We start from the raw sequence: 15,159 nt of genomic DNA on the forward strand, positions 1-15,159 counted from the left end.
TCTCGGTTGATGCGTTTTTTGCTAGTCATAACTGGTTCAATTATGGCTCAAATGCTTGCCTGACAAAGGTTTCATTCTATTTTACCTTTCTTTTTTATACCCCTTGACAATTTGCACTTTTTCTTAACTTGTCACAAATGGGGTGCATCTGAGTTTTCCTCCCGGAATGCCTGCATCCAAAGACCCTCAAGCCTTGGCAAACTATTTAGTTTTAAAATCTATTTGATACATAGCCTATTCGTCTTGGAGTCTCAATCATCCCGCAGATGTAGATACTTCAGAACCTGGCTGGTTATCTTGGTTTCGACTCCAATCACAACTCTCTCACGACTTTCGGAAGAACGAGCAGCAACTTGCAAAAACTCGAAAAAAGCTCTATGAAGACGGAGAAAATTTTGTGCTGGATTTGGGAGTTCAGCGTAAGTACCAACTCTTTAGATGACATAAAAGAGGAGATTAGATATCAAACCGAGCAGCCGGAAATGTCTGGTAGAAACTTCAGCATCTGCTGGTAGCATCTTTAACACCTCTTTTTCGGATAGAAGGTTGAGATTTTCCTCTTTAGCGAAAAAGTGCTTGCCGAGCAATTTCAGCAAAGCTCGAAACCAGGAGGGTGGCAGCCAATGTATTAGAGGAACAGCACTGTGGAATTCTACGGGATACCAGCGGTTGGGAGTTGTGATGCAGCAAGTTTTTCCGACGCGGCAAAGTTCCATAACAAAAGCTTTTTGCTGAGTCCGACTTCCGACGTGTTCGATTACGGCAAAACTCACGACTAAATCCAAACTTTTGTCGGGAAATGGCAAGCTTAATCCATCACAACGGACGTATTTTAAACCTGGATATTCTTCTTCTAAAAACGCAGCATCTTCCATACCGACTGCGGTGATTTTGTCCTTATGTGGATAAAGTTTCTCAAAAAAATTGCAGTCTTGGCGGCGGTCGGAAGTTACTCCTACATCCAACACCATTGTGTCGGCGCTGGGATTGGCTAATCCCATGAACAAATCGAACATTTTTTGGCGGGCGTACCAAGATAGTTTAGTGGCCAAACCGCCTAGCTTCGGGCCAATATAGTCGCTGGAGTTGTTTTCATTTAGTGTCATATAATTTTAGGTTTGAAATGAACTAACAACCTGGTTTAAGCTTGATTGTTCGCGACAGATTTAAAACAGGAATTGGGTCAGTTAAATCATGTTTGCTAAAATTTGTAACAAAATTTTATATCTAATTATTTGAGCTGCGCTTTAAGCCTAGTACGCTGAGAAAAAAGCTAGACAGAACCATCTGCAAACCGACAGTCAGGCAAGTGAGCGAGGGAATAACTAAACGTAGAGTTTTAAAAGGGTCTAAAGTACCGAAAGCTGTTTCACTCCAGATAGTTAATGACAAGAACGAGCCAACTATTCCGATTAAAAGCAGCGCGGTTCCTACCATCAATCCTGTCTCTAGAGTGATATAGCGAAATATTTTATTGAGTTTGGGGTCTTCGGGCAGCAGTTTTTCGCTGATGGCGAAAAGTTTGGTGAAGAAAGCGAACGTTACTGCTTGAAAACCGATGATAATTGCGATCGCACCATAAAGCAGCGTGTGTACATCAAAGCTGATACTCCCGATCTTTTGAGGACCGGGTAACAGCCAAACGACGATAATTAGACCCACAATCATCAGCGCAGCACCCGGATACAGAAATAGCCACCGGGGACTGTAAACCAGCATAAATCGCAGGTTCCGCCAGCCATCTCGCCAAGTTCGCAGGTGTGGCGGACGGCTGCGGCCGTCGGGAGAGAGTACGGTGGGAACTTCAGCGACTCGAAGCTTGTAGATAGAGGCTTTGACTACCATTTCGCCAGCAAATTCCATCCCCGTTGTTTGCAAGTCGAGTTTCAAAATTGACTCTCTCCTGAAACCCCGCAACCCGCAGTTAAAATCGCCGGCGGGACTTGAAAAGAATAGCTGCCCAATCCGTGTCAGCGCCGGATTTCCCAAATATTTGTGCAGCGGCGGCATTGCCCCCGGTTTGATGCCCCCTTGAAAGCGGTTTCCCATCACTAAATCCCACCCTCCTCGCAATTTTTCGACAAACGGGCCGAGGTTGGAAAAGTCGTAGCTGTCGTCAGCATCGCCCATGATAATATAGACTCCGCGCGCTGCCATGATGCCTCCCATGAGGGCGCTGCCGTAGCCTTTAACCACTACGGGTACGACTCGGGCCCCCATTCTGGTAGCGATATCTTGAGAACCGTCAGTGCTGCCGTTGTCTGCTATGATTACCTCGCCGACAATATCAAGTTCGCGCAGGGACTTCTGCGCTTTCTCGATGCAGATTCCTAAAGTTTCTGCCTCGTTGAGGCAGGGCATGAGTATCGAAAGTTCGAGAGTGTATTCCTGGCTACTGTTAGTCTGTTCTGCCATATGTTTGTGCCCCTGTTGCTGGCGATCGACAATACTTACTTGTCCAGTATCTATGCTTAAAATAGTAGTGGTAAATAAAATTCAACAAAACTTAACTAAAGGTTTTAATTTTTTTGGCAACAGCAATTTGGGATTGTAATATAGGTTACTAAATTTATGAGTAGAAGCGTTTTTCTAGTTTTGCTCGCTGCTATTTTGTGCAGTGTTTTAGGTCAATTTAGTCTGAAGGCAGGAGCTAAAATCTTAGGACCCATTGGCGCGGCTAATTTAGTTGAAAAAGTTATGGCCATGGCAACTCAGCCTTTGATAGTTGCAGGTCTGTGTTTGTATGCAGTTTCTTCGATCGGCTTTATCGTAGTTTTGTCTCGCGCCAACATTAGCATAGTCTCGCCTTTACTGTCAATTAGTTACTTGTTTACGGTTTTGGGCGGCAAAATTATATTTAACGAGCCTTTGCCGCCGCTGCGGTTGGTAGGCGTGGGGCTAATTATGACGGGAGTAATTTTTGTACTCCAAGGTCAAAGTGGCGGGGGCGGTGGGGGCAACTAGCGCTCGCTTTTGACATTGACACTTGAGTGCTGAGTTGATAATTTAAGTAAAACGGTGCGTCTGAGTGCTACATTCTGAATCGATAGTGAGGTCATAGCCATGATTTCATACTTTATATCTTTTGCATGGGGAATTTGGATTCTGATATCTTTCATCGGCTGGGGGACAGCAATCAACCGCCTCCTCTTTCCCAAACACAGGGTTGACTGGGGAGAAAGAGCCGCTTGGGGGATCGCTTGGAGCCTGATATTTGGCGGTTTATTAAATGTGACATGGACTATTTCCCAAGCAGCGATTTTAATATATATATGCTCGGGCGCACTTTACGGAATCATAGATGCCTGGAGAAATAAAATTTCCCTGGTGAACAAGCGGAATCAGTTAATTAATGCTTTTCAATCAAATAAATTTTGGGCGATAGGCACTTTTATCGCTTTACTTCTGGCTTTTTGGCAATACGCTGGCTGCGTTTATTCGTATACCTTCAGTGGGTTAGATGACTACCACGCCTATTTTGTATTTCCCCAGAAAATGCTTCAAATAGGTTCTCTCGGTGCCGATCCTTTTAGCGAAAGAAGACTGGTATCTTCACTGGGAGGACAGTCATTTTTGCTGGCGTTAAGTTTCAGCGTATTGGATGAAAGAAGTGGCTATCTTATCGATCCGGGATGTGCCTTATTAGTAACGCTCGGACTTATTATCGGATACTGTCAGAGAAAAAAAATTTCAAAAACCGCGACACTGGCGATCGCGATCGGTTTATTATCACTTAACGCAATTCGGCTAAATACAAGTGGCGTATTAATTCCAGTATGCCTTTTCTTCGCCTTGTTTAACCTTCTAGAAGGGGATCGCCTCAAACCAACAAACATCCCAAACAATGCTGCGATTGTAGGATTGCTTGCCGCTGCTATCTGCTCTTTAAAAAGTACCTGGATTCCTAGCTGCATTCTGTTTTTTACTTTTAGTTACTTTTTTTACATTATTGGAAGTCAAACAAAACATAAAGCAATCTACGAATTTTGTTTGGCGGCTATTTTATTGTCCCTGTTTGTTTTACCCTGGTCTATATCACTGTATCAGTCTTCAGGGACTTTACTGTATCCCATATTGGGGAAAGGTTTTCACGGTTCAGTATACGGAGGCTCTGTCAAGCTTCCTAACAGCGTGATGGATCCAATCGTAGCAATTAAACTCAAGCTGTATGTAATTTTAGGAATTATTTATATTTTGGCTGTGTTGGGAATTAGATTTTGGATAATTGGCACCAGTAAAAAGCCAATTGCTCGGGAAGCAGCCGTATCTATTTTTATTAGTAGCGTTATCGGCACTGCGATAATAGCATTTACTACGGGAAGCGCGGATAATTACCGCTATTCCTACCCACAGTTATTAGTTATGTTCGCAGTATTTATCTTAATTATTGTGGAAAATATCGAACACAATCAATTAAGTATTAAGTTTAAAAAATTCGCCTCACTCAGCGCAGTAGTTTTTTCTGTATTAGTAACGATAAAATCTCACCAATACAATGAATTTAGGTCTTATAAAGAAACCATAGATAACATAGCATGGGGGGTAAATAATGTACCTTTAGTGGTACTAGAAGAACGCGAAAAATATGCAAAAATGCTAGACTCAGTTCCTGAAAAATCAATAGTTTTAACAAGGCTGGAAAACCCTTTTTTAATGAATTTTAAGAAACATACAATCTGGATTGCAGACTGGCCTGGTGGCGCTAGCCTTCCGCCCGGTATGCCTTCATTTAAAGGAGAAGAAACCCTAGCAGATTATCTAGTTTCACATTCGATTAGATATGTTGCATATTCTTACGCTAATGAAGCGAACTTTCCGAGGCATTTTTTTGAACCTAAACTCATCCCAAACCGCAATAAGTGGTTGGAAAATCAGGCATTGAATGCTTTTGAATTTCAAGATAGCTTACAAAAACTCGGTAAAACGAGAAAACGGATTTATGATGATGGACAAAATTTTGTCATTGATTTGTTAAAATACAAAAGTTAGCAAGAGCGGGAATAGCGATCGCTTTTGACCTTGACACTTGAGTGCTGAGTTGATAATTTAAGTAAAACGGTGCCTCTGAGCGTTACCTTCTAAATCGATACTGAGGTCACAATTATGAATTATTATTTTTTTTCTTTTGCATGGGGAATTTGCATTCTTGTATCCCTGATTGGCTGGGGTGCAGCAGTCAACCGTATCCTTTTTCCCCAGTACAGAGTTGACTGGGGGCAAAGAGCCGCTTGGGGGATAGCTTGGAGTGTTATATTTGGTGGTTTATTAAATGTGACATGGACTATTTCGCAAGCAACTATTTTAATATATATATGCTTGGGCGCACTTTACGGAATAATAGATGCCTGGGCAAATAAAACTTCGATCACCGAGGAGCTGAATCGGTTAATTAATAATTTTAAAGAAAATATTTTTTTGGCGATCGGGACTGTTATCGCTTGCCTTGTGACTGCTGTCCAATACAGTGGTTGGGTTTCTTGGCAGAATTTTAATCTTCACGATGACTACCACGCCTATTTTGTATTTCCCCATAAAATGCTTCAAATAGGTTCTCTGGGTTCCGATCCTTTCAGCGAAAGAAGACTGGTATCTGCACTGGGAGGACAATCATTCTTGCATACATTCAGTCTCAGCGTGTTGGATGAAAGAAGTTTATATCTTATCGATCCCGGCTGCGCCTTAGTCATAATGATAGGGCTCATTATTGGATACTGTCAGAAAAAAAATATTTCAAAAAACTCGACACTAATGATTGTGTTCGGCTTTTTATCATTGAGGACGGTTAATATAAATATAACGGGCTTATTAATTCCGGTATGTCTTTTCTTCAGCTTATTTAGAGTTTTTGACTGGGATAACCTCAAAGCAACAAACATCCAAAGTAATGCTGCGATTATAGGATTGCTTGCAGCCGCCATCTGCGCTTTAAAAACCACCTTTATTCCCGGGTGTATTATTTTCTTCACTTCTAGTTATTTTTTTTATATCCTTGGTAGCCAAATAAAGCATAAAGCAATATACGAATTTTGTTTGGCTAGTATTTTATTGGCTGTGTTTATTTTACCCTGGTCTATCTCACTGTATCAGTCATCAGGAACTTTACTATATCCCATATTTGGTAGAGGTTTTCATGGTTCTGTATACGGAGGTTCGGTCAAGCTTCCTAACACTGAAGTTCCCCCAAACCTAGCAATTAAACTCAAGGTGTATGCAATTTTTACACTTATTTATATACCGACTGTATTGGCAATTAGATTTTGGATAATTGGTCTCGGTAAAAAGCAAATTGTTCGGGAAGCAACCCTGTCTATTTTTATGGCTGCTGTCACGGGAAATACGTTGATAGCATTTTCAACTGGAGGTGCAGATGTCTACCGCTATTCATATCCGCTATTTTTAGTGATGTTCGTCATATTTCTATCATTTTTTGTGGAAAATCTAGAGCAAAATAACTTAAATCTAAAATTAAAAACAGCTGCCTTTAGCGGAGCAGTATTTTTGTCTTTATTAGTAGCGCTCGGTTCTCATATTTACAAGAATGAAGAATCTAATAACCCCTTAGATAGCATTGCCTGGGGTTTAAGAAATGTACCTTTAGTGACACTAGACGAGCGCGAAAAATATTCAAAAATGCTAGATTCGGTTCCTGAAGGAGAAATAGTTTTAACAAGACTTGACAAACCTTTTTTAATGAATTTTAATAAACATACAATCTGGATTGCAGACGTGCCAGGCGGCGCTAGCCTTCCGCCCGGTATGCCTTCATTTAAAGGAGAAGAAGCGCTAGCAGATTATCTAGTTTCACATTCGATTAGATATGTTGCATATTCTTACGCTAATGAAGCGAATTTTCCTAGGAAATCTTTAGAATTTAGACTCAACCCAGAATGGCCTTTCTGGCTAAAAAATCAGGCGTTGAACAGTTTTGAATTTCAAGAGAGCTTACAAAAACTTGGCGAAAGCCGAAAGCGGATTTATGATGATGGAGAAAATTTTGTAATTGATTTGTCAAGCAATAAAAACCAGCAGTGACATCAGTTTAATTTTCAGTAATTAAAATATATGAACCAACATCAGTTATTGAGCGATCGCACCGCTGTTCTTGCTACCATGCACCAAAAAGAACGGGTAATGGCTCCCGTTTTGGAACGAGAGTTTGGTGTAAATATCCTAGTACCTGCGGAGCTGGACACTGACACTTTTGGCACCTTCACCAGAGAAGTTAAACGCTTAGGAACACAAATAGAAGCGGCTCGCCATAAAGCACAAAAAGCCCTAGAAATTGCGGGCGAAACTCTTGCCTTTGCCAGCGAAGGTACTTTCGGCCCTCACCCAATGATGCCGTATCTGCCAGCTAACAGAGAAATAGTAATTTTATTAGATCGAGCCAACAATCTAGAACTAATCGGCGACTCTTTATCGGTTGAAACTAACTACAGTCACCAGTTAGTTTCCAGTATAGAAGAAGCAGATGATTTTGCTAAAAAAGCTGGATTTCCCGAACATGGACTGGTTGTTATAGTTGGGGAAGCTGCGCTCGGTAACGGCGAAATTGTCAAGGGCATTAGGACAGAAAAACAACTTTTTGACGTTGTGACAGCAGGCTTAAAAAAATCGTCAACTGGCCGAGTTCACATCGAAACAGATATGCGGGCGATGTACAATCCAACTCGGATGAAAAATATCGAAAATGCAACTCTCGATTTAGTTAAAAAATTCAAGCAATTCTGCCCGGAGTGCGGTTGGCCGGGATTCGAGATTGCTGAGACGAAAATCGGATTGCCCTGCGGACTTTGCTATTTTCCGACTCAGCTAGCGCGATCGGCAATCTATAAATGCAAAAACTGCGGTTATACTAAAGAAAAACTATTTCCAGACGGTCGAGAGACTGCCGATCCTTCCCTTTGTCAATATTGCAACCCTTAAAAAAATACAGGACTTGCCCCAGACGAGGTAGAAACCCTGTTTCTTGGCAGATACTTCCCTATCAAACCAAAAATTTATTACCAAAAACCCGGTTTCTCTTCATCTACGGCCCAAAAACCAGGTTTCTGCGTCGATACCTCGTTACCAAACCGAAGATTTTTAGTAGAAATCGGGTTTCTTTTCATAAGTCCTAAGATAATGGTTGTACAAAATCAACTTTTTTAACACTTACAGTCCTGGACGCAAGTGTCACAATTAGTAAGGTACTCTACTATCCTACACCCTTGATAATCCGTTCATAATCAAAGTAGTAGAGCACCCTACAAGTCGATTAGACTGTGCCAGTGGCGTCCAGGACTAACTTACTTAGTTGCCTAAACTTAGTAAAGTTTGCAACAATATTATTGATAGTTCCCTAATTAAAGTCACTAATGATAGCCGTAGAAACAGAACGCAACTGGAAACCCGTTATTAAAGAATTCGAGGCTGTAGTCGGCAAAAATGGCGTGGTGCAGCGCCGCGAAGAATTGATTGTCTACGAGTGCGACGGACTCGCCAGCTACCGCCAGCGCCCCGCTGTGGTGGTATTGCCTCGAACTACGGAGGAAGTGGCGCAATTGGTCAAAATATGCGATCGCAACTCAATTCCCTGGGTGGCTAGAGGCGCAGGAACCGGCCTTTCCGGCGGCGCTTTGCCTGTAGAAAACTGCGTGCTGATTGTCACTGCCCTGATGCGAAAAATCCTGAAAGTAGACTTAGAAAATCAGCAAGTAGTCGTGCAACCGGGAGTAATTAATAACTGGGTAACCCAAGCAGTTAGCGGCGCCGGTTTCTACTACGCACCCGATCCTTCCAGTCAAATTGTTTGTTCGATTGGCGGCAACGTTGCCGAAAATTCTGGCGGGGTTCACTGCCTCAAATACGGAGTCACAACGAATCACGTTTTAGGATTAAAATTGGTACTGCCCGACGGTTCAATTGTCGATGTCGGTGGCGAAATTCCCGAAATGCCCGGTTACGATTTAACTGGTGTATTTGTCGGTTCCGAAGGCACTTTAGGCATCGCTACAGAAGTTACTCTGCGAATCCTCAAAGCGCCGGAATCGATTTGCGTTCTCCTAGCGGATTTTGCCAGTATAGAAGCAGCGGGCGAATCGGTTTCCGATATTATCAGCGCTGGCATTATTCCCGGCGGCATGGAAATTATGGACAACATCAGCATCAATGCTGTGGAAGATGTGGTGGCAACTGGATGTTATCCCCGCGATGCGGCGGCAATTCTACTCATAGAAATCGACGGTTTAGAAGTGGAAGTTGCCACAAACAAACAGCGGATTGCCGATATTTGCAAGCATAACGGAGCGCGAAATATCACGACAGCAAGCGATCCGGAAACGCGCCTAAAAATTTGGAAAGGGCGGAAAGCTGCTTTTGCGGCGGCGGGTCATTTGAGCCCTGATTATTACGTGCAAGACGGGGTAATTCCGCGAACGCAAATGGCTTATGTTTTGAAAGAAATTGAGGGTTTGAGCGATAAATATGGTTATCGGATTGCTAATGTATTTCACGCGGGAGACGGGAATTTGCACCCGCTGATTCTGTACGATAACTCGGTAAAAGGTGCGCTGGAAAAGGTGGAAGAATTAGGCGGGGAAATCCTCAGGCTTTGCGTGAAAGTTGGGGGAAGTCTTTCGGGGGAACACGGCATCGGTGCTGACAAGAAGTGTTTTATGCCGGATATGTTTTCGGAGGTAGATTTGGAGACGATGCAGTGGGTTCGTCAGGTGTTTAATCCGAAAGGTTTGGCGAATCCCGGGAAGATGTTTCCGACGCCGAAGACTTGCGGGGAAGCGGCGAGGGCTAAGGTTGAAACTTTTAAGAAGTTGGATGGTGCGGAAGTTTTTTAATTCCCTATGTATGCGGGTAATGTGAGCAGAAAAGCACCCTGAAATTGTCTCTAGGGGGAGGCAAAGCCTCTAATATGCGTTCCCAGACTCTGGCTGGGAACGATAAAAAACGAGGGAAATCGTTTTTTAGGAGTGCGAGCGTCCCGCTCGCTTCCTTGCCTATATCTCAAGTTTGTAAGGTACAGATTGCGCACCCTGCGCTAATGTTGGAGCGGAAGTCTGATAGTAAATTCCGTACCCTTGCCCAATTCCGAATTACAAGATAATTCGCCTTTGTGTCTTTCTACAATAATTTGGTAGCTAATTGACAAGCCCATTCCCGTGCCTTTGCCAATGGGTTTGGTAGTAAAAAATGTATCGAATATGCGCTGCTTGACTTCCTCAGTTATTCCCGGCCCGTTGTCGGCAATTTTGATTTCTACAAACTTGCCGACAACTTCCGTGCAAATCATAATCTGGCTGGGACTTTCTGGCATTTCTAGACCAGTTTGCTTACTTTTCGCATCCTCTAAAGCATCGATCGCATTGCTGAGAATATTCATAAAAACTTGATTGATCGGGCCGGCAAAACACTCAACAAGCGGCAAATTCCCGTATTCTTTTACAATTTGAATTTGGGGCTTCTCTCCGTTTCCTTTCAAACGGTGATTTAGAATTAACAGCGTGCTGTCAATACCTTCGTGGAGGTTAACGGGTTTCATCTGTGTATCGTCGTGCCGCGAAAAGTTCCGCAGCGACTGAACAATCTGGCAAATCCGGTCCACACCAACGCTCATTGAAGACACTATTCTAGGTAAATCTTCAGCTAAAAAATCTAGATCATTGTCTTCTCTTTCCTGTTGAATTTCCTCGACTGGATTAGGATAGTGATGTTCGTACAGTTCGAGGTGGTGAAACAAGTCTTGAGTATAATTTTTGAGATGAGCGAGATTGCCATGAATGAAGCTGACGGGGTTGTTGATTTCGTGAGCGACGCCGGCAATTAGCAATCCCAAACTAGACATTTTTTCGCTCTGAACTAATTGGGAATGAGTGGCTTTCAGTTCCTCAAGTGCTGCTGCTAGTTGAGCTGCTTGTTCTCTGCTTTGTGCTTCGGACTTATGCAACGCTTCTTCGGCTTGTTTGCTCTGGGTGATGTCTCTCTGTACGCCAATAAAATGAGTTAATTTGCCAGTTCTATCGCGCACGGGAGATATTGAGAAACAATTCCAGAAAGTGGTTCCGTCTTTGCGGTAATTCTTTAATATTACCTTGCATTCGGTCTTTGTTTGCAAGGCTTTGCGAATTATTTCTACTGCTACCGGATCGGTCTCGCTTCCCTGCAAAAATTGGCAGTTTTTCCCGATAATTTCCTCGCGCCGATAACCTGTCATGCTTTCAAATGCGGGATTGCAATAAATAATTGGATGTTCTGGGTGAGTGGCGTCAGAAATCGTAACTCCGGTGCTAGTAGCTGCTATAGCTCGATCGTACAACCAAAGCATTTCTTCTGCCTGCTTGCGATCGGTAATGTCCCGCAGCGTAGCTAAATAAGCCATTTCTCCCTCCCATTCCGTTTCCACCACCCGCATTTCTACTACAGCATTTTCTTTGTGCTTGCGAATTGCTTCAACTTCTGTTTGCACCACGCGAGTTCCTGGTGCTTCTGTTTTTCCCACTTGGGGAATAATATCCGTGTCCATCTCAATCTCGCAAGCTGAACCTTCTACGACCAACTCGCCAAAAAATACTTGACCTAAAAGTTCCTCTGCTTTGCAGTTAAACAGCGCTTCTGCTGATGGGTTCGCAAAACAGACAAGTCCTCCCTTGTTAACGATGGCGATGCCGTCGGCATTTTTTTCGATCACATTCCGAAACCGAGATTCGCTAGCTTTCAAATCCTGCCTTAGCTGTTCCATTGCTCGCTCCATCTGTTGCAGCTCGCACAAACTAAGACTATAAGCTTCTGAAATGTTGGCGTCGGTCGAATTCTCGGCTATTTTTTTCGGCATCTCTTGGTACTCTGTTCTAGGGGTCATGTTTGTAACCGTTGTTGTCTGGGTACTGGTAATATTACTGAGGTTATTTTCGGGACGGGCTTCTTGAAAAAACATATTTAAACCATACCAAATTATTTTTTAGAGATAGGTGTTGCGATCCCCAATTTTCCGGAAAATTTAGGGAGAGAACAATTTCTTCCCGATGCTAGCACATTACTTTTAGAATTCATCCTATATAAAAGATCGTTAAAATTTTCTAGGGATCACCATCGCATTATCTATTACGCTTTCTTAAGTAATTTAAACAACATTGACACTTACGTAGCGAGCCGAACTGTGAAGGCTGGAGATAGCTTCAATCCCCGTCGCACGGGACAAAATAACCTGCTCGCGGCGCCAGGAATAAATACTTATAAGCCTCTGGTAAGTATAAAAGATTATGTAATTTTGATTAATAATACGGTTCAAAATAAGCGAACTCATCTTTAAAATCTTCAAAAATTCTCATAATTAGCAATTATCAAAACATTTCCCGGCCGCCAGATTTGATATAGAATATAACCTGTCTATTTTTGCGAGCGCAACTTCAAACCAATGGCACGTCTAGCACTCCTGAGCACCTCCAATAAAACCGGGCTAATCGACTTAGCGCGCAGTCTAGTAGAAGAATTTGAATTTGACATAATTAGCAGCGGCGGCACAGCAACTGCCCTCAAAGAAGCTGGAATTCCCGTCACAAAAGTTGCGGAATATACAAATTCTCCCGAAATTTTGGGAGGGCGAGTCAAAACACTTCATCCGCGAATCCACGGAGGTATTTTAGCACGCCGCGATCGACCGGAAGACCTCGCAGATTTAACCGCAAATCAAATTCGGGCGATCGATCTAGTGGTAGTCAATTTGTATCCATTTGAACAGACAATTTCTCAACCAGGGGTTACAATAGCAGACGCAATTGAGCAGATAGATATCGGCGGGCCGGCCCTGCTGAGAGCTTCAGCCAAAAACCACGCTCATTTGACAGTTTTGTGCAATCCCGACCAATACAATACTTATTTAGCAGAACTGCGGCACAATGGCGGGGAAGCCTCCTTAAAGTTCCGGCAAAGATGTGCGCTGGAAACATTTAAACATACAGCTAACTACGATCGCGCGATCGCAAGTTATCTCAGCAGCCAATCTGCTACTGAAGAATCTGCGCTACCAGAGCAGTTTAATTTATCAGGAAAAGAGTTGCAAACTCTCCGCTACGGCGAAAATCCCCATCAAGCCGCCACCTGGTATCAAAGCGGAAGTACACCGACAGGCTGGACGACTAGCACCATCCTGCAAGGCAAAGAATTAAGCTACAATAATTTAGTAGATTTAGAAGCAGCAAGGCGGCTAATCGTAGAATTCCCGGACACCCCCGCTGCCGCTATTCTGAAGCATACTAATCCTTGCGGCACAGCGTTGGGAAAAACTATTTCTGAAGCGTATCAAAAAGCCTTCGACACCGATTCAGTCTCAGCTTTCGGCGGAATTGTCGCCCTCAACCGCCCGATTGATGCTGCTACCGCAACGGCCTTAACTCAAACATTTTTAGAATGTATTGTCGCGCCGGGGTGCGAACCTGACGCCGAAGAAATTATCAAGAAAAAGGCGAAAGTTCGAGTATTAATTTTGCCAGATTTGACTCAAGGGCAGCTACAAACTGTTAAAATAATTGCAGGCGGTTTGGTGGTGCAAGAGTCAGATAATATAGTAGAAGAAACTAGCAAATGGCGCGCAGTTACTGAGAAACAGCCGACGGCGGGAGAGTTGGAAGAATTGCTGTTTGCTTGGAAAGTAGCGAAACACGTCAAATCAAATGCGATCGTTGTGACGCGCGATCGCACTACAATCGGTGTGGGCGCTGGACAAATGAATCGCGTGGGCTCGGTTAAACTAGCATTGGAACAAGCAGGAGAAAAGAGCAAAGGAGCGATTTTGGCCAGCGATGGTTTCTTTCCCTTCGACGATTCAGTCAAAACTGCGGCTGAGGCGGGAATAATTGCGATCGTCCAACCGGGCGGAAGTATGCGCGATCGAGATTCCATTGAAGCCGCCAACCAACTCGGAATCACAATGGTTTTCACCGACATCCGCCACTTCTTGCATTAATTAAGTTCGTAGCAATGACATTTTGCACCTCTATTATGAACAGGCAAGATGCCTGTTCCACAAAGAGTTAATTCTATTGTGGGGTGGGAAGAAAGCCCGCCACAAACAGGCTTACCGGCCTGTTTCACAAAGAAAAGAGTCAATTCCAGTTCTATTGTGGGGTGGGCTTCTAGCCCGCCCTAAAAAAAATTTCCTTCTTCTATAACTAACAGCTATGAATACCCCAATTCAACAGCAAATTAAACCCCAAGACGTAAAAGTTAAAATCCTGCTCACTGGCGGACATCAGTGTACCGTCACCCTCAAATCCGACACACCCTTATTACACAGCCTTGTCAAAACATTAGTCGATCGCACCCAACAAACACCCGGTTTTTCCACCTTATTTCATATTCCCATAGATGATGGGCGTTCCGCCCTTTCTTTTCCCGGCGAACATCTAGTAGGATTAGTCACTGAACCGCCTATTTACTGGCAGGAACTGCAACCGCAGCAGCCAGCAATTTCCGTAGAAATTCCCGCCGAAATTCCCACCGAAATTCCCACCCCTGCGCCGCCTGTAAATGACGAGTTAATATCTCGCTACGCCCAAATTGACAACTTCTTGACAGCGGCAGAAAAGAACAAACTCATCAAATATGTTTTAGCAAAAGAATCACAGTTTGTAACTACCAGCACCTCAACTAATGCCGACGACTACCGCCGTTCGATGGTACTCCACTCGTTCCCGGAATTTTCGGAACTGATGGTTAATCGCATCAAAGCAATTCTCCCGGACGTGCTGCGTAAATTAAATATTCCCTCATTTCCGCTTGGTGAAATAGAAGCTCAGTTAACCATGCACAATGACAACAACTTTTACAAACTTCACAACGACAGCGGCTCTCCAGATACCGCAACCAGATTTTTTACTTACGTTTACTATTTCTATCGAGAACCAAAAGCTTTTTCAGGTGGCGAATTGCAGATTTATGACAGCAAAATCGAAAACAACTTTTATGTAGCGGACGATACATTCAGAACCGTTGAGCCGCGCAATAACAGCATCGTATTTTTTCTAAGCCGCTATATGCACGAAGTTTTGCGAGTTAGCTGTCCCTCGAAAGCTTTTGCTGATAGCCGCTTTACTATTAACGGCTGGGTGCGAAAAGCAAATTGAGCTAACACCAAATCCGGCTGGATTATCCTCTATGACTCGGCGGTTG

At 43.5% G+C, this 15,159-nt stretch carries 10 protein-coding genes; 7 read left to right on the forward strand and 3 right to left on the reverse strand.

The genetic code is table 11. The features are described from left to right. Nucleotides 1-434 precede the first annotated feature (434 nt). Together ACUVJL_RS15860 and ACUVJL_RS15865 are read right to left on the reverse strand one after the other, a co-directional pair. Nucleotides 435-1,106 carry a class I SAM-dependent methyltransferase gene (locus tag ACUVJL_RS15860; protein ID WP_445246725.1) on the reverse strand — a complete coding sequence of 224 codons (672 nt, stop codon included), beginning with the start codon at nt 1,104-1,106 and terminating at the stop codon, nt 435-437. A gap of 121 nt (nt 1,107-1,227) precedes the next feature. Then, nucleotides 1,228-2,415, reverse strand: coding sequence for a glycosyltransferase family 2 protein (locus ACUVJL_RS15865; protein ID WP_445246726.1), 1,188 nt, complete (start codon nt 2,413-2,415; stop codon nt 1,228-1,230). A 156-nt stretch (nt 2,416-2,571) separates the two neighbouring features. On the opposite strand from ACUVJL_RS15865, the gene ACUVJL_RS15870 reads away from it, so the two are divergent. From ACUVJL_RS15870 to glcD, 5 genes are all read left to right on the forward strand, one after another. Next, nucleotides 2,572-2,964: a transporter gene (locus tag ACUVJL_RS15870; RefSeq protein ID WP_445246727.1), complete on the forward strand. Its 393-nt coding sequence runs from the start codon at nt 2,572-2,574 to the stop codon at nt 2,962-2,964. A gap of 99 nt (nt 2,965-3,063) precedes the next feature. Next, nucleotides 3,064-4,989 (forward strand): hypothetical protein, encoded by a 1,926-nt coding sequence (locus tag ACUVJL_RS15875; protein WP_445246728.1) that lies wholly within the window; start codon nt 3,064-3,066, stop codon nt 4,987-4,989. Between the two features lie 114 nt (nt 4,990-5,103). Beyond that, a complete protein-coding gene (locus ACUVJL_RS15880; RefSeq protein WP_445246729.1) occupies nt 5,104-7,032 on the forward strand; it encodes a hypothetical protein in 1,929 nt (642 codons plus the stop codon). A 30-nt stretch (nt 7,033-7,062) separates the two neighbouring features. After that, nucleotides 7,063-7,926 carry a DUF6671 family protein gene (locus ACUVJL_RS15885; protein WP_445246730.1) on the forward strand — a complete coding sequence of 288 codons (864 nt, stop codon included), beginning with the start codon at nt 7,063-7,065 and terminating at the stop codon, nt 7,924-7,926. Nucleotides 7,927-8,357: 431 nt separating this feature from the next. Beyond that, complete coding sequence (gene glcD / locus ACUVJL_RS15890; protein WP_445246731.1) at nt 8,358-9,833, forward strand: glycolate oxidase subunit GlcD; 1,476 nt, start codon at nt 8,358-8,360, stop codon at nt 9,831-9,833. A 200-nt stretch (nt 9,834-10,033) separates the two neighbouring features. Here the strand turns inward: glcD and ACUVJL_RS15895 are convergent, their stop codons facing one another. Continuing rightward, the gene (locus tag ACUVJL_RS15895; protein ID WP_445246732.1) at nt 10,034-11,926 is read right to left on the reverse strand and encodes a PAS domain S-box protein; all 1,893 of its coding nucleotides are present in this window, start codon (nt 11,924-11,926) and stop codon (nt 10,034-10,036) included. A gap of 480 nt (nt 11,927-12,406) precedes the next feature. Between ACUVJL_RS15895 and purH the strand changes: the two genes are divergently transcribed. Both purH and ACUVJL_RS15905 read left to right on the forward strand, forming a co-directional pair. Then, nucleotides 12,407-13,954, forward strand: coding sequence for a bifunctional phosphoribosylaminoimidazolecarboxamide formyltransferase/IMP cyclohydrolase (gene purH / locus ACUVJL_RS15900; RefSeq protein ID WP_445246733.1), 1,548 nt, complete (start codon nt 12,407-12,409; stop codon nt 13,952-13,954). Nucleotides 13,955-14,168: 214 nt separating this feature from the next. Then, nucleotides 14,169-15,113: a 2OG-Fe(II) oxygenase gene (locus ACUVJL_RS15905; protein WP_445246734.1), complete on the forward strand. Its 945-nt coding sequence runs from the start codon at nt 14,169-14,171 to the stop codon at nt 15,111-15,113. Nucleotides 15,114-15,159 lie beyond the last annotated feature (46 nt).

This window comes from Microcoleus sp. OTE_8_concoct_300 (genome assembly GCF_031383065.1).
Lineage (GTDB): Bacteria > Cyanobacteriota > Cyanobacteriia > Cyanobacteriales > Microcoleaceae > Microcoleus.

What these genes read in the sequence shown, in the direction of transcription:
- glcD (WP_445246731.1), top strand. Translation starts at nt 8,358, where the DNA reads ATGATAGCCGTAGAAACAGAACGCAACTGGAAACCCGTTATTAAAGAA.
- ACUVJL_RS15870 (WP_445246727.1), top strand. Translation starts at nt 2,572, where the DNA reads ATGAGTAGAAGCGTTTTTCTAGTTTTGCTCGCTGCTATTTTGTGCAGT.
- ACUVJL_RS15865 (WP_445246726.1), bottom strand. Translation starts at nt 2,415, where the DNA reads ATGGCAGAACAGACTAACAGTAGCCAGGAATACACTCTCGAACTTTCG.
- ACUVJL_RS15860 (WP_445246725.1), bottom strand. Translation starts at nt 1,106, where the DNA reads ATGACACTAAATGAAAACAACTCCAGCGACTATATTGGCCCGAAGCTA.
- ACUVJL_RS15880 (WP_445246729.1), top strand. Translation starts at nt 5,104, where the DNA reads ATGAATTATTATTTTTTTTCTTTTGCATGGGGAATTTGCATTCTTGTA.
- ACUVJL_RS15885 (WP_445246730.1), top strand. Translation starts at nt 7,063, where the DNA reads ATGAACCAACATCAGTTATTGAGCGATCGCACCGCTGTTCTTGCTACC.
- ACUVJL_RS15905 (WP_445246734.1), top strand. Translation starts at nt 14,169, where the DNA reads ATGAATACCCCAATTCAACAGCAAATTAAACCCCAAGACGTAAAAGTT.
- ACUVJL_RS15895 (WP_445246732.1), bottom strand. Translation starts at nt 11,926, where the DNA reads ATGTTTTTTCAAGAAGCCCGTCCCGAAAATAACCTCAGTAATATTACC.
- purH (WP_445246733.1), top strand. Translation starts at nt 12,407, where the DNA reads ATGGCACGTCTAGCACTCCTGAGCACCTCCAATAAAACCGGGCTAATC.
- ACUVJL_RS15875 (WP_445246728.1), top strand. Translation starts at nt 3,064, where the DNA reads ATGATTTCATACTTTATATCTTTTGCATGGGGAATTTGGATTCTGATA.